The organism is Paenibacillus sp. CMM36, from assembly GCF_053570945.1.
The window spans coordinates 396,311-412,111 of sequence record NZ_JBSEDY010000004.1 but is presented as its reverse complement, the minus strand read 5'-3'; the positions used below and the strand labels follow the sequence as shown (position 1 = coordinate 412,111).

Below are 15,801 nucleotides of genomic sequence, written 5' to 3'. Positions count from 1 at the left end.
CAAATGATTCTTTTTTTTATCTTTTTATTGCGTGCATTTACGATTATAAAATGATAACATGATTACATAGAACCATTTTCATCACAGGCATCATAATTGCATCATAATCTGTTAATAACACTCGGCTGCCAGGAGGAGGGTCCAGTATGAAAATAGAAAGATTAAGTCAGGACAAGATACGGATTTTCCTTACCTTTGACGATTTGAGCGAACGCGGTATTCAAAAAGACGATATGTGGCAAGAAATTCCTAGAGTTCATGAGCTGTTTACCGAAATGATGGATCAGGCATACAGTGAGCTGGGCTTCGACGCCACGGGACCGTTAGCTGTCGAAGTCTTTGCGCTTCCTGCTCAAGGAATGGTTGTTATCGTCACTCGGGGTAAATACGACCATCAACAGTATGGTTCGGGTCCCGATGAGGAGCTTCCAGAGGAAGTCTACGAAATGGAAGTCACGTTGGAGCATAGTGATTCCATCGTTTATGCGTTTAGCGATTTCGAAGTACTCATAGAAGCGGCTCATATGCTTCGTAGCAACACTACGGAAGCAGGTAAGCTGTATCATTATAGAGGAAAATGGATTCTGCATTTGGAACCAGAAGAAGTAGAGGAGTCCAAGCTTGCCGCTTTAATCGCGGTTCTTGCTGAATTTGGAGAAGGCTCATCCGTTACACCAGCTATGTTGGAAGAGTACGGCAAACTGGTCATTCCTGAACAGGCAGTTGCTGTCATCTGCACTCATTTTGACAGCCGTTCTTGATTCGTTTTATCAAAAGTGATATTGAAGTGAATTTGTCGGCTCTGCGCTGAAAGCAGAGCCGACTCATTTTTATGGAGGGATGATCGGTGCTTCTGTTTTCAGTTATAGCGGCAGCCACAGCGCCGGGTCTCGCCTTATTGATGTATTTTTACTTGAAGGACAGGTATGATTCGGAGCCACTGCACATGGTTATTAAAGTGTTTTTGCTCGGCTTTTTGGTGGTTCTTCCTGTCATGATTTTTCAACGAGGGCTGCTGCTTTGGCTAGGGGATCACACGTTAATCCAGGCGTTCGGCATTTCAGCCGGAGTGGAAGAGTTTTTTAAATGGTTTCTGTTGTATCACATCATCTATAATCATACCGAGTTCGACGAGCCTTATGATGGTATTTTGTATGCGGCCGCAGTCTCACTCGGATTTGCAACGGTTGAAAATCTGTTATATGCCTGGGCGGGCCATGCTTCGGTTAGCATGATGCTGATGAGATCATTGCTACCGGTATCCGGTCATGCGATGTTTGGCGTAATGATGGGCTACTACATGGGGAAGGCCAAGTTTTCAGAAGGCTTGAGGAGCAAATACATGTTGCTGCTGTCATTGGTGCTTCCATGGTTCTGGCACGGAGTATACGATTTGATTTTAACGAAATTTTCGCATGACTGGATCTGGTTTATCATTCCACTTATGGCCTTTCTATGGTATGGAGGAATGGCGAAGATCAGTCGGGCTAATAACCGTTCTCCTTTTCGTTTGTTAAAACGGGAAGAAAAGGTTAACATGTAACAAAATGGGACACACTGATCTGACAAACCTGTTAGAGAAAGAGGTGTCTTTTTTTGCGTATAAAAGTTAGAATTCATTGTAAAAGATGCGGAGAACGCTTTGTGCTGAGAGGACGCATAGAGCAAGGACAGATTCAGACCGGCTTTAAACGCTGTATTTGCGATAACTGTGAGTTTATTGTTGAAGTCATGGAAAACCATGCATAAGAGAGCTTTCTTCTTGTCACACTATCGGTAGTGTACTTGAAGAAAGGAGACTCCCAATATGTATAAGCGACTTAGTTCCGTATTGTTCCCGGTGGTTACCCTGATGATGATAGGAGCATTTGTGTGGGGTTATCAGCAAAGCCAGATGAGAAAAGAGGTGTCTCTTCAGGCAAATAGCATGTCGATAAAAGCGGAAAATCAATACCAGCGTGCGTTTCACGATTTGTCGTTTCATATGGATCAGCTGCATTCTCAACTCGGTAACGCGGTTGCTGTCCATAATACTTCACACGCGATGCACCGCAAATGTTTGATGAACGTGTGGAGGATTACAAGTGAGGCTCAAAATGAGGTTAATCAGTTGCCCCTCAATGTAATGCCTTTTAATCATGCTAAAGATTTGCTGTCACATCTATCTGCATTTTCGTATCAGACCGCTGTCCGTGATCTGGATCACGAGCCCTTAAACGAGAAAGAAATTTCGAACCTGAAAACGTTGTATAACAATTCCAAAGAAATTTCGAAAAACATGCAGGAAGTGCAGCAGAAAGTCATTAGCAAAAATTTGCGCTGGACGGATGTGGATATGGCGGCAGGTTCTCAAACTGGGCCGAAGGACAACACCATTATTGATGGCTTTAAAACCGTGGACAAAAAGGTGGAAAACTATAAAGAGCTGGATTGGGGACCGTCTGTAGCCAGCATCTATGATAAACGCTCTGTGAAAAAATTGAGTCTCCCGCCAGTAAATGCAGAACAAATTAAACAAAATGCTGCTGAATTTACAGGAAAACCGGAAAGTCAGATCAGGGTGAACGAAAACGGTAAAGGAACGGAATGGGCATCTTATACAGCTACCCTGCTAAATAAGAAGCAGCCTGTGGCCAGTATGGATTTTACGAAAAAAGGCGGCAAGCTTATTTCTTATCATGACATGAGGGCAGTAGGTCCTAAAAAAGCAACACGTAATGAAGCGATTCGCTATGCTAGTGAATACCTTGAACAAAAAGGTTACAAAGACATGAAGCCCGTTGCGTATGATGAAAGCGGGAATTTAGCTAACATTACATTTGTGAGCCAACAAGGGGATGTGATTATCTATCCAGAAAAAATCGCAGTCAGATCAGGCCTTGATAACGGACAAGTGATCGGTTTTCAAGCCAGTGATTATGTGTATGAGCATAGTCATCTCCGCCGCATACCGCAAGCGAAATTGAATTTGAATGCAGCACGAGCAAAATTGAATCCTGAGTTTCGTGAAACTTACCACCGTAAAGCCTTAATTGAAAATGAACTTTCGAATGAAGTTCTCTGTTATGAATTTGGTGGTAAAATCAATGGTTCCGTTTACCGGATATACATTAACGCCAATACGGGGATGGAAGAAACGATTGAAGAGGTTAAAGATTCAGATGAACCTCAGGTTACTGCAAGTAATGTCTAGTTAATTACATGAAAATGAATCAATAGTCACTCTAAACCTCCTTCATAAAGGAGGTTTTTTGTGCTTTAGTCATAGATCAAACAAATATTATGCTTAATATAGGCACAAAGTCGTGGTATTATATACCTTAATTAGAGCTTTTAATGGACAAGGATGGTGGATCATTTGTTTCCCAAAATTAATGATGTGTTATACATACAAGTGGCAGGTACTGACCATAAGGACGAGATTTTTGAATTTAAGTCTCGTATTGCAGAAGAGGAGTCACAGAACTTTTTAATTGAAATTCCTATGTCACAAACAAGTGGGCATTTGAAAAAATTGTTTCTAGGGGAAGAACTGTCTATATTTTTTTTGAGCGAGGGTGGGATTAAAAATTATTTTAATACCCACGTTACGGGTTTCAAAGAGGATATCCTCCGGATGATTCGTATCCACAAACCTGCTCCAGACAGCATCAGCAAAATTCAGCGTCGAAACTTTCTTCGGGTTAAGGCCAACTTGGAAATTGCTGTAAAGCATGGTGCGAACGAGTCCAGATTTGTAGCAGAGACACATGATGTAGGAGGTGGGGGTGTTTCTTTTCACACCCAGGGAACTCATCATCTTGAAGAAGGAGAATCATTGTCTTGCTGGATTTTAGTTCCATATAAAAACGGTACTCAGGAGCATGTTCCGTTCCAATCTGAAATTGTGCGCATTCAGCAGATGGAAAACGGTCGCAAACTCATTATGCTGAAATATGAGGAAATCGCTGATCAGGAGCGTCAAAAACTGATTAAATATTGCTTTGAAAGACAGCTGGAATTCCGGGGGAAATCTTAATCATCCGAAATTTTTCTTTTTTAGTAAACCTGTCGCTTATTTTGCATCGCCTATAAATGTGTGGTATAATTTTCACGTCGCAGGCAATGCCTGCTTTTTTCTTGAGGTTAGGTTAGGAGGAATTCCCTGTTGGCAAGGCAACATGTATCTTCAATTAACAAAATAAATGTAGCCATTGATGGACCTGCTGGTGCAGGGAAAAGTACAGTGGCCCGCTTGGTGGCGAAAACACTTTCTTATGTATATGTAGATACTGGAGCCATGTACCGAGCAGCAACGTGGTACATGATGCGTAAGGAAATTCCTGCAGAAAATGTACAAAAAGTGCTTCAACATGTACCTGAGCTGGTGATTGAATTAGTACCGGACCCCACAGGCCAAAAGGTTTATTGTAACGGGGAAGATGTAACCACTGTGATCCGTTCGATGGAAGTGACTAGCAACGTGTCACAGTATTCAAGTATTGCTGGTTTACGGACACGTTTGACTGAAAACCAGCGTGAGATGGCTGCACGCAAGGGTGTCGTTATGGATGGTCGCGATATTGGAACAACTGTACTTCCCGATGCGGAAGTCAAGGTGTTCATGACCGCAAGTGTTCAGGAACGTGCCTCCCGCCGTTTTAAAGAACTGAGCGAAACTGATGATATCACTCTGGAGCAACTGGAACGTGACATTGCGGCACGTGACAAGCTTGACGAGGAGAGGGAGGTATCTCCGCTTCGTTGCAGTGAGGACGCCATCGTGCTCGATACGACCCAAATGGGCATTCAGGATGTCGTTGATATGATCGTATCTTATTGCTTAACGGAGAAGGATGGAGAGATCAGCCAATGATATATACTGTATGCGCCAGTATTTTGCGTCTCATTTACCGCGTTCTGTTTAGACTTGAGGCGGTAGGCAGGGAAAATGTTCCTGCTGAGGGTGGAGTGCTGTTGTGTTCTAATCATATTAGTAATCTTGACCCTCCTACAGTTGGTATTTTGCTGAAAAGAAAGGTTCACTTTATGGCAAAAGCCGAGCTGTTTAATGTTCCTGTACTGGGTCCACTAATTGGGAAACTGGGAGCTTTTCCAGTCAAACGTGGCGGTGTAAGTAAGGAATCCATTAAGTTGGCATTGAACATTTTGCGTGATGGTAAGGTTATGGGAATCTTTCCCGAAGGTTCCAGAGGAGCTGGGGGAATCGGTAAAAAGGGTGCTGCAAGCTTTGCGCTACGCAGTGGAGCGGCTGCCGTTCCGGTCGCCATTATTGGTGATTACAAGCTTTTCCGTAAAACGAAAGTGTTATACGGTAAACCTGTCAATTTGGAAGCTTACCAAAAGGGTGCCGATATCGAAGGAGATCCACTTGAACTGGCAACAGAAGCAATTATGTCTCGTATTCGCACGATGAAGGAAACGGGTAAGCCTACGAATAACTGAAAGGCTTGTATGAATTGTGTCTAAGCTCGGAAAACTAGAACAAAAGTTTATTTATGTTTTGAACTCTGCCATGCGCAGGTTTAAATAAATGGTTTTTTTTGAATTGAGGAGGGTATTGACATGTCGGAAGAAATTAAAAATCAAGAAGCTGCTGAAGCGGCAAATCAAGACGAGCTCGATCAAATCGTCTCCCTGAAAAAAGGTGACACCGTTAAGGGTACAATCGTGAAATTGGAAGATAACCAAGCGGTAGTAAGCATTGGATATAAATACGATGGAATTATTCCAATTCGCGAGTTGTCTTCTGGTCTGGATAACGCAGAAGAAGCAGTACAAGTAGGCCAAGAGGTTGAAGCTAGAATTATCAGCATTGACGATGGCAAGGAAAAACTTGTTCTGTCCAAACGTGCAATCGACAGTGAAAATGCTTGGGAAAAGTTGGAGCAACTGTTCGAAAGCAAAGAAGTATTTGAAGTCGTTGTAAATGATGTCGTTAAAGGCGGCATCGTGGTAGACGTGGGTCTGCGCGGATTTATCCCTGCATCCATGGTAGAACGTCACTTCGTAGAAGATTTCAGTGATTACAAAGGCCGCACATTGCGTGTTGTTGTAAAAGAACTGGATCGTGAAAATAACAAAGTGATTCTTTCTCAAAAAGACGTTCTGGAAGCAGAATTCGAAGCCAACAAGCTTAAAGTAATGGCTGAGCTGAAAGAAGGCCAAGAAATCGTAGGTACGGTTCAACGTCTTACTCAGTTCGGTGCTTTCGTAGATGTTGGCGGCGTGGATGGTCTTGTTCACGTATCTGAAATTGCTTGGACTCATGTCGATAAGCCTTCTGATGCAGTTTCTGAAGGAGACCAAGTGAAAGTAAAAGTCTTGAAAGTAGATCCTGAAAAAGGAAAAATCAGCCTGAGCATGAAAGCTGCACAGCCTGGTCCTTGGGAATCGGCTGCTGGACAATTCAACAACAATGACATCGTAACAGGTGTTGTAAAACGTCTGGTTAACTTCGGCGCATTCGTTGAAATCGCTCCTGGCGTGGAAGGTTTGGTTCATATTTCCCAAATTTCCCACAAACACATTGGAACTCCACAAGAAGTTCTGGAAGAAGGGCAAGAAGTGAAAGTTAAAATTCTTGAAATGAATCCTTCCGAAAAACGTGTTAGCCTGAGCATTAAAGAAACTGAGGAAGCTCCTGAAGCTGCTCCTAAAGCAGAAAGAGCACCACGTGCATCTCGTGCACCTCGTGAGGAACTGAATAATCCTAACGTTTCCCTCAATAATTCCGGTCTGAGCATCACGCTCGGCGAGCGTTTTGGCGATAAGCTGAACAAATTTAAATGAGTTTAAATCAATACATTTTATAATATGCATAACGTACACCATCGGCGGACCCAGAGGGTTCGCCGATTGTTGTTACGTGACCATATCGCCAATAGGTATGTTTTTTGCTATGATGATAGCGGAAGAATTGACAGGAGGAGTGAATTTATGGCAAGACCCGTTGTGGCTATCGTTGGTCGTCCGAATGTGGGCAAGTCCACTATTTTTAATCGGATAATCGGGGATCGTTTGTCCATCGTGGAAGATAAACCCGGAATCACTCGTGACCGTATATACGGTATATCGGAGTGGAATGGTAAATCCTTCAGTATTATTGACACCGGCGGCATTGAGATTGATGGTGAGGATGTCATTTTAAAATCCATCCGTATGCAGGCCGAACTTGCAATAGAAGAAGCAGATGTAATTGTATTTATGAGTGATGCGAAAGCAGGAATTACACAGTCAGATGAAGAGGTTGCTCAAATGCTATATCGTTCGGGTAAACCGATCATCGTAGCTGTCAACAAGGTGGACAACCTCAGTCGCGCCGATCTGATTTATGAGTTTTATTCTTATGGATTTGGTGATCCAATCGCTGTTTCTGGTAGCCATGGTACAGGGATAGGCGATCTGCTAGATGCCATTACATCCAATTTGCCTGAGCTGGAAGAAGATCACTATGATGAAGACGTTATTCGTGTTGCCTTGATCGGCCGCCCGAATGTAGGTAAGTCTTCACTGGTTAACGCCATTCTGGGAGAAGAGCGGGTTATCGTTAGTGACATTGCAGGTACGACACGTGATGCAATTGATACACCTTTTGAAAAAGACGGTCAAAAGTATGTACTGATTGATACGGCAGGTATGCGTAAACGTGGCAAGGTATATGAAACGACCGAAAAATATAGTGTAATGCGTGCCATGCGTGCTATTGAGCGTGCAGATGTTGTATTGGTCGTTATTAACGGCGAGGAAGGCATCATTGAACAGGATAAGCACATTGCTGGCTATGCTTATGAAGCGGGTAAAGCATCGCTGTTTGTCGTTAACAAATGGGATGTCGTGGACAAGGACGACAAAACGATGCATCAGTTTGAAACGAAAATTCGCGATCACTTTTTGTTTATGACATATGCTCCGATTGTGTTCTTGTCTGCAAAAACGAAGCAACGCCTGCAAAAGCTGCTTCCTGTTGTACAGCATGTGGCACAGCAGCATGTGTTGCGTATTCAGACACATTTACTGAATGATGTAATTTCCGATGCGGTTGCCATCAATCCTCCACCAACAGACAAGGGACGTCGTCTGCGCATTAACTATGTGACCCAGGTTGCTGTTAAGCCGCCTACGATGGTTGTATTCGTAAACGATCCAGAAATAATGCACTTCTCGTATGAGCGTTATCTGGAGAACAAAATCCGCGCCGCCTTCAATTTTGAAGGAACTCCAATTCGAATCTTTACACGGCGCAAGTCTGACGAAAGTTAGGAGCGAATAGGTTGATTTTACAAATCGTTGCCATCGTACTCAGTTACTTGCTTGGCTCTGTCAGCTTTAGTTTGCTGTATGGAAAATTAAAAGGAATCGACATTCGCCAACATGGGAGCGGCAATGCCGGTGCGACGAATACGCTGCGTGTGCTTGGAAAAGGCCCAGCTATTCTGGTACTGCTGCTGGACGTTCTTAAAGGGGTTATTGCGGTACTAATAGGGCACTGGTTAGGTGGGGAATCATCCTGGGTACCGGGTTTGTGCGGCATTGCGGCGATTGCGGGCCATAACTGGCCGGTATATTTTCACTTTCGTGGAGGAAAAGGTATTGCGACTGCTATTGGTGTATTGGCATCGCTTGCCTTACTGCCCGCACTATATGCCGGAATCATTGCGATACTTGCAATTGTAATGACTCGTTACGTATCCCTTGGATCACTCATATTTGTCATTTTGACCCCTTGGATATTACTCGTGCTTGGTTTTGCATGGCCGTTATTCTGGACGGCTCTAATCATTTGTCTGTTCGCTGTGTGGAGACACCGTACCAACATAGTCAAGTTGGTACGGGGGAATGAGAATAAGCTTGGCTCCAAAGGAGGAGATCGTCTTGTCTGAGAAAATAGCTGTGCTGGTCGCGGGGAGTTGGGGAACAGCCCTGGCTTCCGTTCTTGCGGCCAATAACAACGATGTCTCTGTCTGGACGAGAAACGAGCAGCAAGCAGCTGAAATCAATGAGAAGCATACAAATGAGCATTATTTACCGGGCTCTATTTTGTCTGATCGCATTTCAGCTACAACTGATATGCAGACTGCGGTATCTGGTGCTAAAGCAGTGATAATCGTATCTCCTTCTGCTGCTGCTCGTCAGGTAGCACGTAGTCTGAAAGCTCATTTTAGCAAGGATATGCTGGTAGTGCATGCCATTAAAGGTTTTGAAACAGAAACGCTTAAACGTATGTCCACGGTGATCTCGGAAGAACTGGAAGTCGCGGAGGGCGATATTGCCGTGCTGTCTGGTCCGAGTCATGCGGAAGAAGTGGTGAGGAAATGTCCTACAACGGTCGTTGTAGCTTCCTCCAATGAGCAGGCTGCACAGGCTGCTCAGGGGCTGTTCATGAACTCCTATTTCCGTGTCTATACAAACCGCGATTTGCTCGGTGTGGAACTGTCCGGGGCGCTAAAAAACATTATCGCATTGGGTGCGGGAATGTCAGATGGGCTTGGTTTCGGTGATAATGCCAAAGCAGCTTTATTGACCCGTGGGTTGGCTGAAATTACACGTGCCGGAGTTGAGATGGGGGCTAATCCATTAACCTTTGCCGGCCTAGCTGGTATTGGCGATCTAGTGGTCACGGCAACGAGCCGTCACAGTCGCAACTGGCGTGCAGGGTCACTATTAGGACAGGGCCAACAGCTTGATGATGTGCTGGAATCTATGGGCATGGTCGTAGAGGGGATTCGAACGACAAAAGCGGCATACGCCATCTCTCAAAAATTAGGTGTTCAGATGCCTATTACAGAGGTACTGTATGGAGTACTGTTTGAAGGACGTGACGTCCGTAAGGCCGTTGAGGCGCTGATGGGTCGCGACCCTAAGACCGAGATGGAAGTCATGCCACTTCAGACTTGGGAGCAATGGCATTCTTAAAGGCTCAGATGAGCTTTAATAATATAAAGGCTGTCTCATGGTAGATTTTTTCTATAATGAGATAGCCTTTTTTAGTTAGGCGTTTGGCATGTCTTATGTACGCTTAATCACCTTTTGTCTCCGCCACTCATAGACTGAGTTGAGCAATGGCGGAGGAGGGGAGATTATGAATAAAAACTTTCCGAAAGATGCATTGAAGGCCATTAACAAAAAAGGCGGCAAAAACATATCCGAAAATGCAGTGAAAAAGCTGGCAGGCACGGTAAAGGCGGACACGCTTCAAAGCGAAGCGCAACTGCGTCAGCTTATCAAGCAAGTGTCTGCGATGGCCAACATTCCGGTGTCGGAAGATACAGTAAGGGATATTGTTGGTGCCGTCAAAAAGAGCGGAATGAATCCTTCCAATATGGAAGCGTTGATGAAAATGATGATGAAAAAATAGACCGCTGGCCGCACGCCAGTTAGTATTATTCACCGTGGACCGGGAAGGTTCGCGGTTTTTTTATATTTTGGAGTGGGTAACCGCTTTTACAGTACACAAAATATCGAACTGCCCTGTCGAACATGTTATAATGATGCCCATCAGGAAACGGAAGGAAAGACAGCAAAGGAGGAAACAATGTTGAAGGAGGCAATATCATCGGTGTTAGTAGACAGGCTTCCTCACAATCTGGCAGTTGCGCTGAGTAGCTTGGCTGAGAACTGGTCAACAGTGTCGGTTCCGTGGATGCTAGGCGGGAGTTGTTCACTACTTGTACATGAAGTTGAACTGGATCGCCTGCCTCGGGACATTGATATTTATGCGGATATTCATGCAGCAAAGCAACTTCATGCGCACCCCCTGGGTATAAGTATAGATCGACAGCAGGTTGATCGTAGCGGCTCTTACGTTTCATTGCTGAGCCACTATGATCTGGAGGGATTTCCAGTCGAGTTGGTGGGGGGATTTGAAGTATTATGTGACGGAGCGTTATACCGCTTAGAGATCGAGCGACTACTTTGGTCGGCTGGTGTTCAGCTTGAGCTGGGGAGTGCTTCACTGCGTCTGATGCCGCTCAGTCATGAACTTTTATTCAATATATTGCGAAATCGACCCGACCGATATAAAGCGATTGCAGAAGTCATGAAGCGCGACCCGCGACGTCATATAATTGTACTGAAGCAGCTACTAGTCAGTAATATTTGGAATGAGGAGCAATTGGACAAGCTTGTAGAACTTCTGCCTTGGCCAGAGTTGCACTCCGTCATCCAGATGGGCAATGAAGTATAAGTTGTGTGTGTTAGGAGAAAGACAACTGGAGGACTATTCATGAATGTGCAGATTACGTTTAGGCCGTCAGGTAGGCGCGTACAGGTCGGTCAGGGTACGTCATTGCTTCAGGCTGCTCGTAAAGCGGGTGTATATATCCCCACTCGTTGTGACGGAAAAGCAGCCTGTCTGATGTGTAAGGTACAAATATCACCGGAATGGGCTGAATTTGCAGACCAACCCAGAGATGCAGAGCAGCGTAAGCTGGGGCCTTTACTGGATGAAGGAATGCGCTTATCCTGCCAGGCACGTGTCCAAGGCGATATGGAGGTAACCATACCGGAGGATAGGCTCAAGGCGGCTATCAGACGGCAACTGGAGCGTCAGGCGCTGGATGATGAACTGTGGTAATGCCGATTATATCAGGAGAATAGAAAAAGGATGTTTCCGACGACTCTAAACGGTCAGGAGAAACATCCTTTTTTTATTTAATCTAGCGACGAAGTCATGGGAGAGTCTTGCCCCGCATATATTAGGTGAGTGGAACCAAACGTAAAATATCGTTTCTGCAATGATCGCTCTGTCGTAATCTATTTTTCAAAAAACTAAACATATTTTACGGAGGGGATACATATGATGGTATCAGTCCAAATGCATGTACGAGTTTACGCCGTTTCGCCGATTCCATCAGTCTCCTGAATCTCGGCGGCGGACGACTTCCGGGCATTTTAAAGGCTGTTCTGCCGCATCTGGGATCAAGCAGTTGGTTGAACACGAAGCGGATGCTCTTTAAGCATTTTTCCTTCGGAGACTTTTTAGGAGGGGATTTCATTGGAGAAAGTAGACATTTTTAAAGACATTGCCGAACGTACCGGAGGAGACATTTATCTTGGGGTCGTCGGCGCAGTCCGAACAGGAAAATCAACGTTTATCAAGCGGTTTATGGAGACGATTGTTCTGCCAAACATTACAAGTGAGGCGGACCGTGCCCGCGCCGTAGACGAGTTGCCGCAAAGTGCGGCAGGCAAGACGATCATGACGACGGAGCCTAAATTCGTACCGAATAATGCCGTCCAGATCAAAGTAACGGAAGGACTGGATGTGAATGTACGTCTGGTTGACTGTGTAGGATATGCAGTAGAAGGAGCAAAAGGGTACGAGGATGAAAATGGTCCGAGGATGATCTCCACACCATGGTTCGAAGAACCCATTCCTTTTCAGGAAGCGGCAGAAATTGGTACACGCAAGGTTATTCAGGAGCATTCGACGCTCGGTGTGGTAGTCACTACAGACGGCACGATTGCGGAAATCCCGCGCAGCTCTTATGTAGAGTCGGAGGAACGCGTCATTGAGGAGTTGAAGGAAGTTGGCAAACCATTTGTTTTGGTTATCAACTCCACGCATCCTCGCAGTGATGAAACACTCCAGCTTCGCGGTGAGCTGGCTGCCAAGTACGATATACCAGTTATGACACTCAGCGCGGCGACGATGACGGAAGATGATGTTACAGGCGTACTTCGTGAAGTATTGTATGAATTTCCGGTGCATGAGGTGAATGTAAACCTGCCGAGCTGGGTCATGGTACTGAACGAAGAGCACTGGCTGCGTAGCAATTATGAAAATTCCGTTCGCGATACGGTTAAAGATATTCGACGCCTGCGTGATGTAGATCGAGTGGTTGGCCAGTTTATGGAATATGAATTCATCGACAGGGCCGGATTGAGCGGGATGAATATGGGGCAGGGCGTAGCTGAAATTGATCTGTATGCTCCCGATGAGCTGTATGACCAGATTTTGGTCGAAGTCGTCGGGGTAGAGATTCGTGGCAAGGATCATTTGCTGCAAATGATGCAGGATTTTGCCCATGCCAAACGAGAGTACGACCGCTTCGCCGAGGCGCTGGAAATGGTCAAGACAACGGGATATGGCATTGCCGCGCCGTCGTTATCTGAGATGGCACTAGACGATCCGCAGTTGATTCGTCAGGGTACAAGGTTTGGTGTGCGGCTCAAGGCGACAGCACCTTCTATACACATGATTCGTGTCGATGTGGAATCGGAATTTGCTCCGATTATCGGAACAGAGAAGCAAAGTGAAGAGCTTATGCGCTATCTGATGCAAGATTTTGAGAATGACCCAATCAAAATTTGGGAGTCAGACATTTTCGGACGTTCGCTGCATTCCATTGTACGGGAAGGCATTCAGGGTAAAATCGCCATGATGCCGGACAATGCACGCTATAAGCTGCAGGAAACGCTGGGTCGTATCATTAATGAAGGCTCCGGCGGTCTCATTGCTATTATTCTTTAAGGGTAAGCCACACCTAAAAAATGTATAAGAGAAATACCGTGGAGAGCAATTTGCTCTCTACGGTTCGCAAAAACAAAATATTAGACTGACCTCCAAAACCAGACAGGGGTAGCCATGGACGAGAAAATAAAGTCCTAGACTACCTCTGTTTTTATTGAGCTTTTCGTTTCTCGTAAAGTGCTGTAGGCGAATTTTTCCTATTCATTAAAAGCGTAGTTCTGATATTCGGCTGGACAACCCCAATATTGAAATACTATGCGTGCAGGATCGTCAATCGGTAAGTATACTTCAATTCCAGGATACATGTGGCTACTTACAGAAAGATGAATTTGCTTGTAGCGAATAGGGACTAAATCGTCCGCGGTTCCCATTCTGGCCAAAATAATTTTGGGTTGCTCAATTTCACTTGCTGAGTCCTTTGGCTGCATATTCCAATATTTATTAAGATCATCGTATTTTTGAAATCTGTCTATTAACTTCGTATACCAATGGTCGTATCGGGACAACATGTTATATCTTTTGAAAGCTTGTATCCCAAAAATAGCATGAGACTCCCACTGTTCGAACGACTCAGCATCGAAGGTAGAACGGGGACGAATGGAAAAATCGGAGTTAAAATGAAAATCTACTTTATTCAGTTTGCCATTCATAAAAGAATCGGAAGGAATATCAAATAAATGGCGAAACGGTTCATTTAACCCTTTGATATCTAAGGTATGAGTAACAATCATCGCCGGAAATGGCAAATTACTCATGATTTGCTGTGTTTGCTCCAGCGCCAGCTCTAGAGAACGTCCTTCGAGTTCGTAATGGATCGGAAGATATTCAGCGGCGAGGAGAAGGTCATTGCGCTCATGTGAAGTACACTCCAGATACTCAGCAATATGGATTATCGTTTGCCGGTCCGGTATTCGACGAGACCGTCCAACCAATAGATTTTTATACGTAGGACATGCCTCATCATTAAGCTCCTGCTGAGTAAATCGTTTTAATAACGGGTGTGATAGCTCAGTATATTCCCGTTGACGCTTCATGCGAACAGCTTCAATCTCTCCCAAAACGTTTTTTAATGTTTTATATCGGAAGTCCTTGTGCATGGTCATCCTTTTTCAATCCTTTTCATAATGAGGTGTAGTTCTACACTTGGTGCAGATAGTTCCCTACAGTATACTACAATGTGAAAAAGGGGAGCTATTTACAAGGGTTTCTCAATGAGAATGATGGGGGAGATCATATGGTTCGTGCAATTGTAACAGATCCGTTTGCTTCAGGATATTTCGCAATAAAGGAAGTTTCAGTCCCGCAGGCCCAGCCTTGGGAAGCGATCGTTCAAGTACAGGCCTTCTCTCTGAATCGGGGTGAAGTTGTAGATGCAAGAAATCATGGAAGACAGAGCAGACCAGGATGGGATTTTGCCGGGATTGTCATCGAGCAAGCCAAAGATGGCACGGGCCCGAAACAAGGAAGCCGTGTCGTAGGACTTCTCCCGATGGGAGCATGGGCCGAACAAATTGCCGCTCCTACTTCATTAGTGGCTGAATTTCCTGATGATATTACCTTCGCCCAGGCTGCTACTTTACCAGTAGCCGGTCTGTCAGCGCTCTATACACTTCGAAAAGGAGGAATGCTGCTCGGTAAGCGAATATTGATATCTGGATCGACTGGCGGAGTTGGGACTTTTGCACATCAGCTAGCGGCGCAATCAGGAGCTTTTACAGTAGGTGTAGCCAGAACAGAGGAAAAAGCTCTACTTGTTCAAGAGGCTGGTGCTAATGAGGTTATCGTTGGCGATCCGGCGATTTCCTCGCTGGATACATTCGGACCTTATCATCTCATTGTGGATTCAGTAGGTGGGGATACGCTAGCTGCATTACTACCTCAGCTTATGCCAGAGGGGATATGTGTGTCCATGGGACATTCGTCCTCACCTTACGCAACGATTAATATTAGGGGCTTAGGTGGTAGAACTTTGTATTGCTTCTTTCTAGGTGAGGAAATAAATCGTTATTCCCCAGCGGGAGATCTAAAATTACTAGGTGAGCTTGTATCAAAAGGCCAGTTAGTACCAAAAATCGAAGTGGAGGCATCGTGGAAGGAAATTGGAGCTGTAGCCCAACAACTGATAGATCGGAAATTTTCCGGTAAAGCAGTGCTCCAAATAAGTTAGATGTGAGCGTTCTCCTATTTAAAATAAACAGACAGATTGTATCTTCGACCCAGGCTCCGCCTTGATTTCAAATTTAAGCAGCAACCGTTTTCCGGTATTCAATCGGGGGGGCGGTTGTTTGTTGTGTGTTGGCCTATAAAACCGGAAAATTTTCTATATT

General features: G+C 44.9%; 17 protein-coding genes. 16 read left to right on the top strand and 1 reads right to left on the bottom strand.

Features of this window, described 5'->3' with window-relative positions:
• The first annotated feature begins 146 nt into the window (after nucleotides 1–146).
• From ACWA2B_RS11995 to spoIVA, 15 genes are all read left to right on the top strand, one after another.
• Nucleotides 147–761 carry a genetic competence negative regulator gene (locus tag ACWA2B_RS11995; protein WP_013310751.1) on the top strand — a complete coding sequence of 205 codons (615 nt, stop codon included), beginning with the start codon at nucleotides 147–149 and terminating at the stop codon, nucleotides 759–761.
• A gap of 86 nt (nucleotides 762–847) precedes the next feature.
• Nucleotides 848–1,543 carry a glutamic-type intramembrane protease PrsW gene (gene prsW / locus ACWA2B_RS11990; protein WP_165147009.1) on the top strand — a complete coding sequence of 232 codons (696 nt, stop codon included), beginning with the start codon at nucleotides 848–850 and terminating at the stop codon, nucleotides 1,541–1,543.
• Between the two features lie 264 nt (nucleotides 1,544–1,807).
• Nucleotides 1,808–3,193 (top strand): germination protein YpeB, encoded by a 1,386-nt coding sequence (ypeB, locus tag ACWA2B_RS11985; protein WP_029517318.1) that lies wholly within the window; start codon nucleotides 1,808–1,810, stop codon nucleotides 3,191–3,193.
• A gap of 165 nt (nucleotides 3,194–3,358) precedes the next feature.
• Complete coding sequence (locus ACWA2B_RS11980) at nucleotides 3,359–4,018, top strand: flagellar brake protein (RefSeq protein ID WP_029517319.1); 660 nt, start codon at nucleotides 3,359–3,361, stop codon at nucleotides 4,016–4,018.
• Between the two features lie 129 nt (nucleotides 4,019–4,147).
• Nucleotides 4,148–4,855, top strand: a complete 708-nt coding sequence (gene cmk / locus ACWA2B_RS11975) for a (d)CMP kinase (protein WP_029517320.1) — start codon at nucleotides 4,148–4,150, stop codon at nucleotides 4,853–4,855.
• Entirely contained in the window at nucleotides 4,852–5,445 is a 594-nt protein-coding gene (locus ACWA2B_RS11970) for a lysophospholipid acyltransferase family protein (RefSeq protein ID WP_029517321.1), read from the top strand. The genes cmk and ACWA2B_RS11970 overlap by 4 nt, the downstream gene beginning before the upstream one ends.
• Before the next feature lie 120 nt (nucleotides 5,446–5,565).
• Nucleotides 5,566–6,792, top strand: coding sequence for a 30S ribosomal protein S1 (gene rpsA / locus ACWA2B_RS11965; RefSeq protein ID WP_029517322.1), 1,227 nt, complete (start codon nucleotides 5,566–5,568; stop codon nucleotides 6,790–6,792).
• Nucleotides 6,793–6,939: 147 nt separating this feature from the next.
• Nucleotides 6,940–8,262 carry a ribosome biogenesis GTPase Der gene (gene der, locus ACWA2B_RS11960; RefSeq protein WP_013310744.1) on the top strand — a complete coding sequence of 441 codons (1,323 nt, stop codon included), beginning with the start codon at nucleotides 6,940–6,942 and terminating at the stop codon, nucleotides 8,260–8,262.
• Nucleotides 8,263–8,273: 11 nt separating this feature from the next.
• Entirely contained in the window at nucleotides 8,274–8,882 is a 609-nt protein-coding gene (gene plsY / locus ACWA2B_RS11955) for a glycerol-3-phosphate 1-O-acyltransferase PlsY (RefSeq protein WP_029517323.1), read from the top strand.
• The gene (locus ACWA2B_RS11950) at nucleotides 8,875–9,915 is read left to right on the top strand and encodes an NAD(P)H-dependent glycerol-3-phosphate dehydrogenase (protein WP_029517324.1); all 1,041 of its coding nucleotides are present in this window, start codon (nucleotides 8,875–8,877) and stop codon (nucleotides 9,913–9,915) included. The genes plsY and ACWA2B_RS11950 overlap by 8 nt, the downstream gene beginning before the upstream one ends.
• Before the next feature lie 166 nt (nucleotides 9,916–10,081).
• Nucleotides 10,082–10,357, top strand: coding sequence for a stage VI sporulation protein F (locus ACWA2B_RS11945; RefSeq protein WP_013310741.1), 276 nt, complete (start codon nucleotides 10,082–10,084; stop codon nucleotides 10,355–10,357).
• A gap of 177 nt (nucleotides 10,358–10,534) precedes the next feature.
• Nucleotides 10,535–11,185 carry a hypothetical protein gene (locus tag ACWA2B_RS11940; protein ID WP_023989184.1) on the top strand — a complete coding sequence of 217 codons (651 nt, stop codon included), beginning with the start codon at nucleotides 10,535–10,537 and terminating at the stop codon, nucleotides 11,183–11,185.
• 39 nt (nucleotides 11,186–11,224) lie between these two features.
• Nucleotides 11,225–11,575, top strand: a complete 351-nt coding sequence (locus tag ACWA2B_RS11935) for a 2Fe-2S iron-sulfur cluster-binding protein (RefSeq protein ID WP_029517325.1) — start codon at nucleotides 11,225–11,227, stop codon at nucleotides 11,573–11,575.
• Between the two features lie 244 nt (nucleotides 11,576–11,819).
• Nucleotides 11,820–11,957: a hypothetical protein gene (locus ACWA2B_RS11930; RefSeq protein WP_013371690.1), complete on the top strand. Its 138-nt coding sequence runs from the start codon at nucleotides 11,820–11,822 to the stop codon at nucleotides 11,955–11,957.
• Nucleotides 11,958–11,995: 38 nt separating this feature from the next.
• Complete coding sequence (gene spoIVA, locus ACWA2B_RS11925) at nucleotides 11,996–13,474, top strand: stage IV sporulation protein A (RefSeq protein WP_029517326.1); 1,479 nt, start codon at nucleotides 11,996–11,998, stop codon at nucleotides 13,472–13,474.
• A 197-nt stretch (nucleotides 13,475–13,671) separates the two neighbouring features.
• On the opposite strand, the gene ACWA2B_RS11920 is transcribed toward spoIVA, so the two are convergent.
• Nucleotides 13,672–14,577, bottom strand: a complete 906-nt coding sequence (locus ACWA2B_RS11920; RefSeq protein ID WP_069012700.1) for an MmyB family transcriptional regulator — start codon at nucleotides 14,575–14,577, stop codon at nucleotides 13,672–13,674.
• A gap of 131 nt (nucleotides 14,578–14,708) precedes the next feature.
• On the opposite strand from ACWA2B_RS11920, the gene ACWA2B_RS11915 reads away from it, so the two are divergent.
• Nucleotides 14,709–15,641, top strand: a complete 933-nt coding sequence (locus ACWA2B_RS11915) for a zinc-binding dehydrogenase (RefSeq protein ID WP_069012699.1) — start codon at nucleotides 14,709–14,711, stop codon at nucleotides 15,639–15,641.
• Nucleotides 15,642–15,801 lie beyond the last annotated feature (160 nt).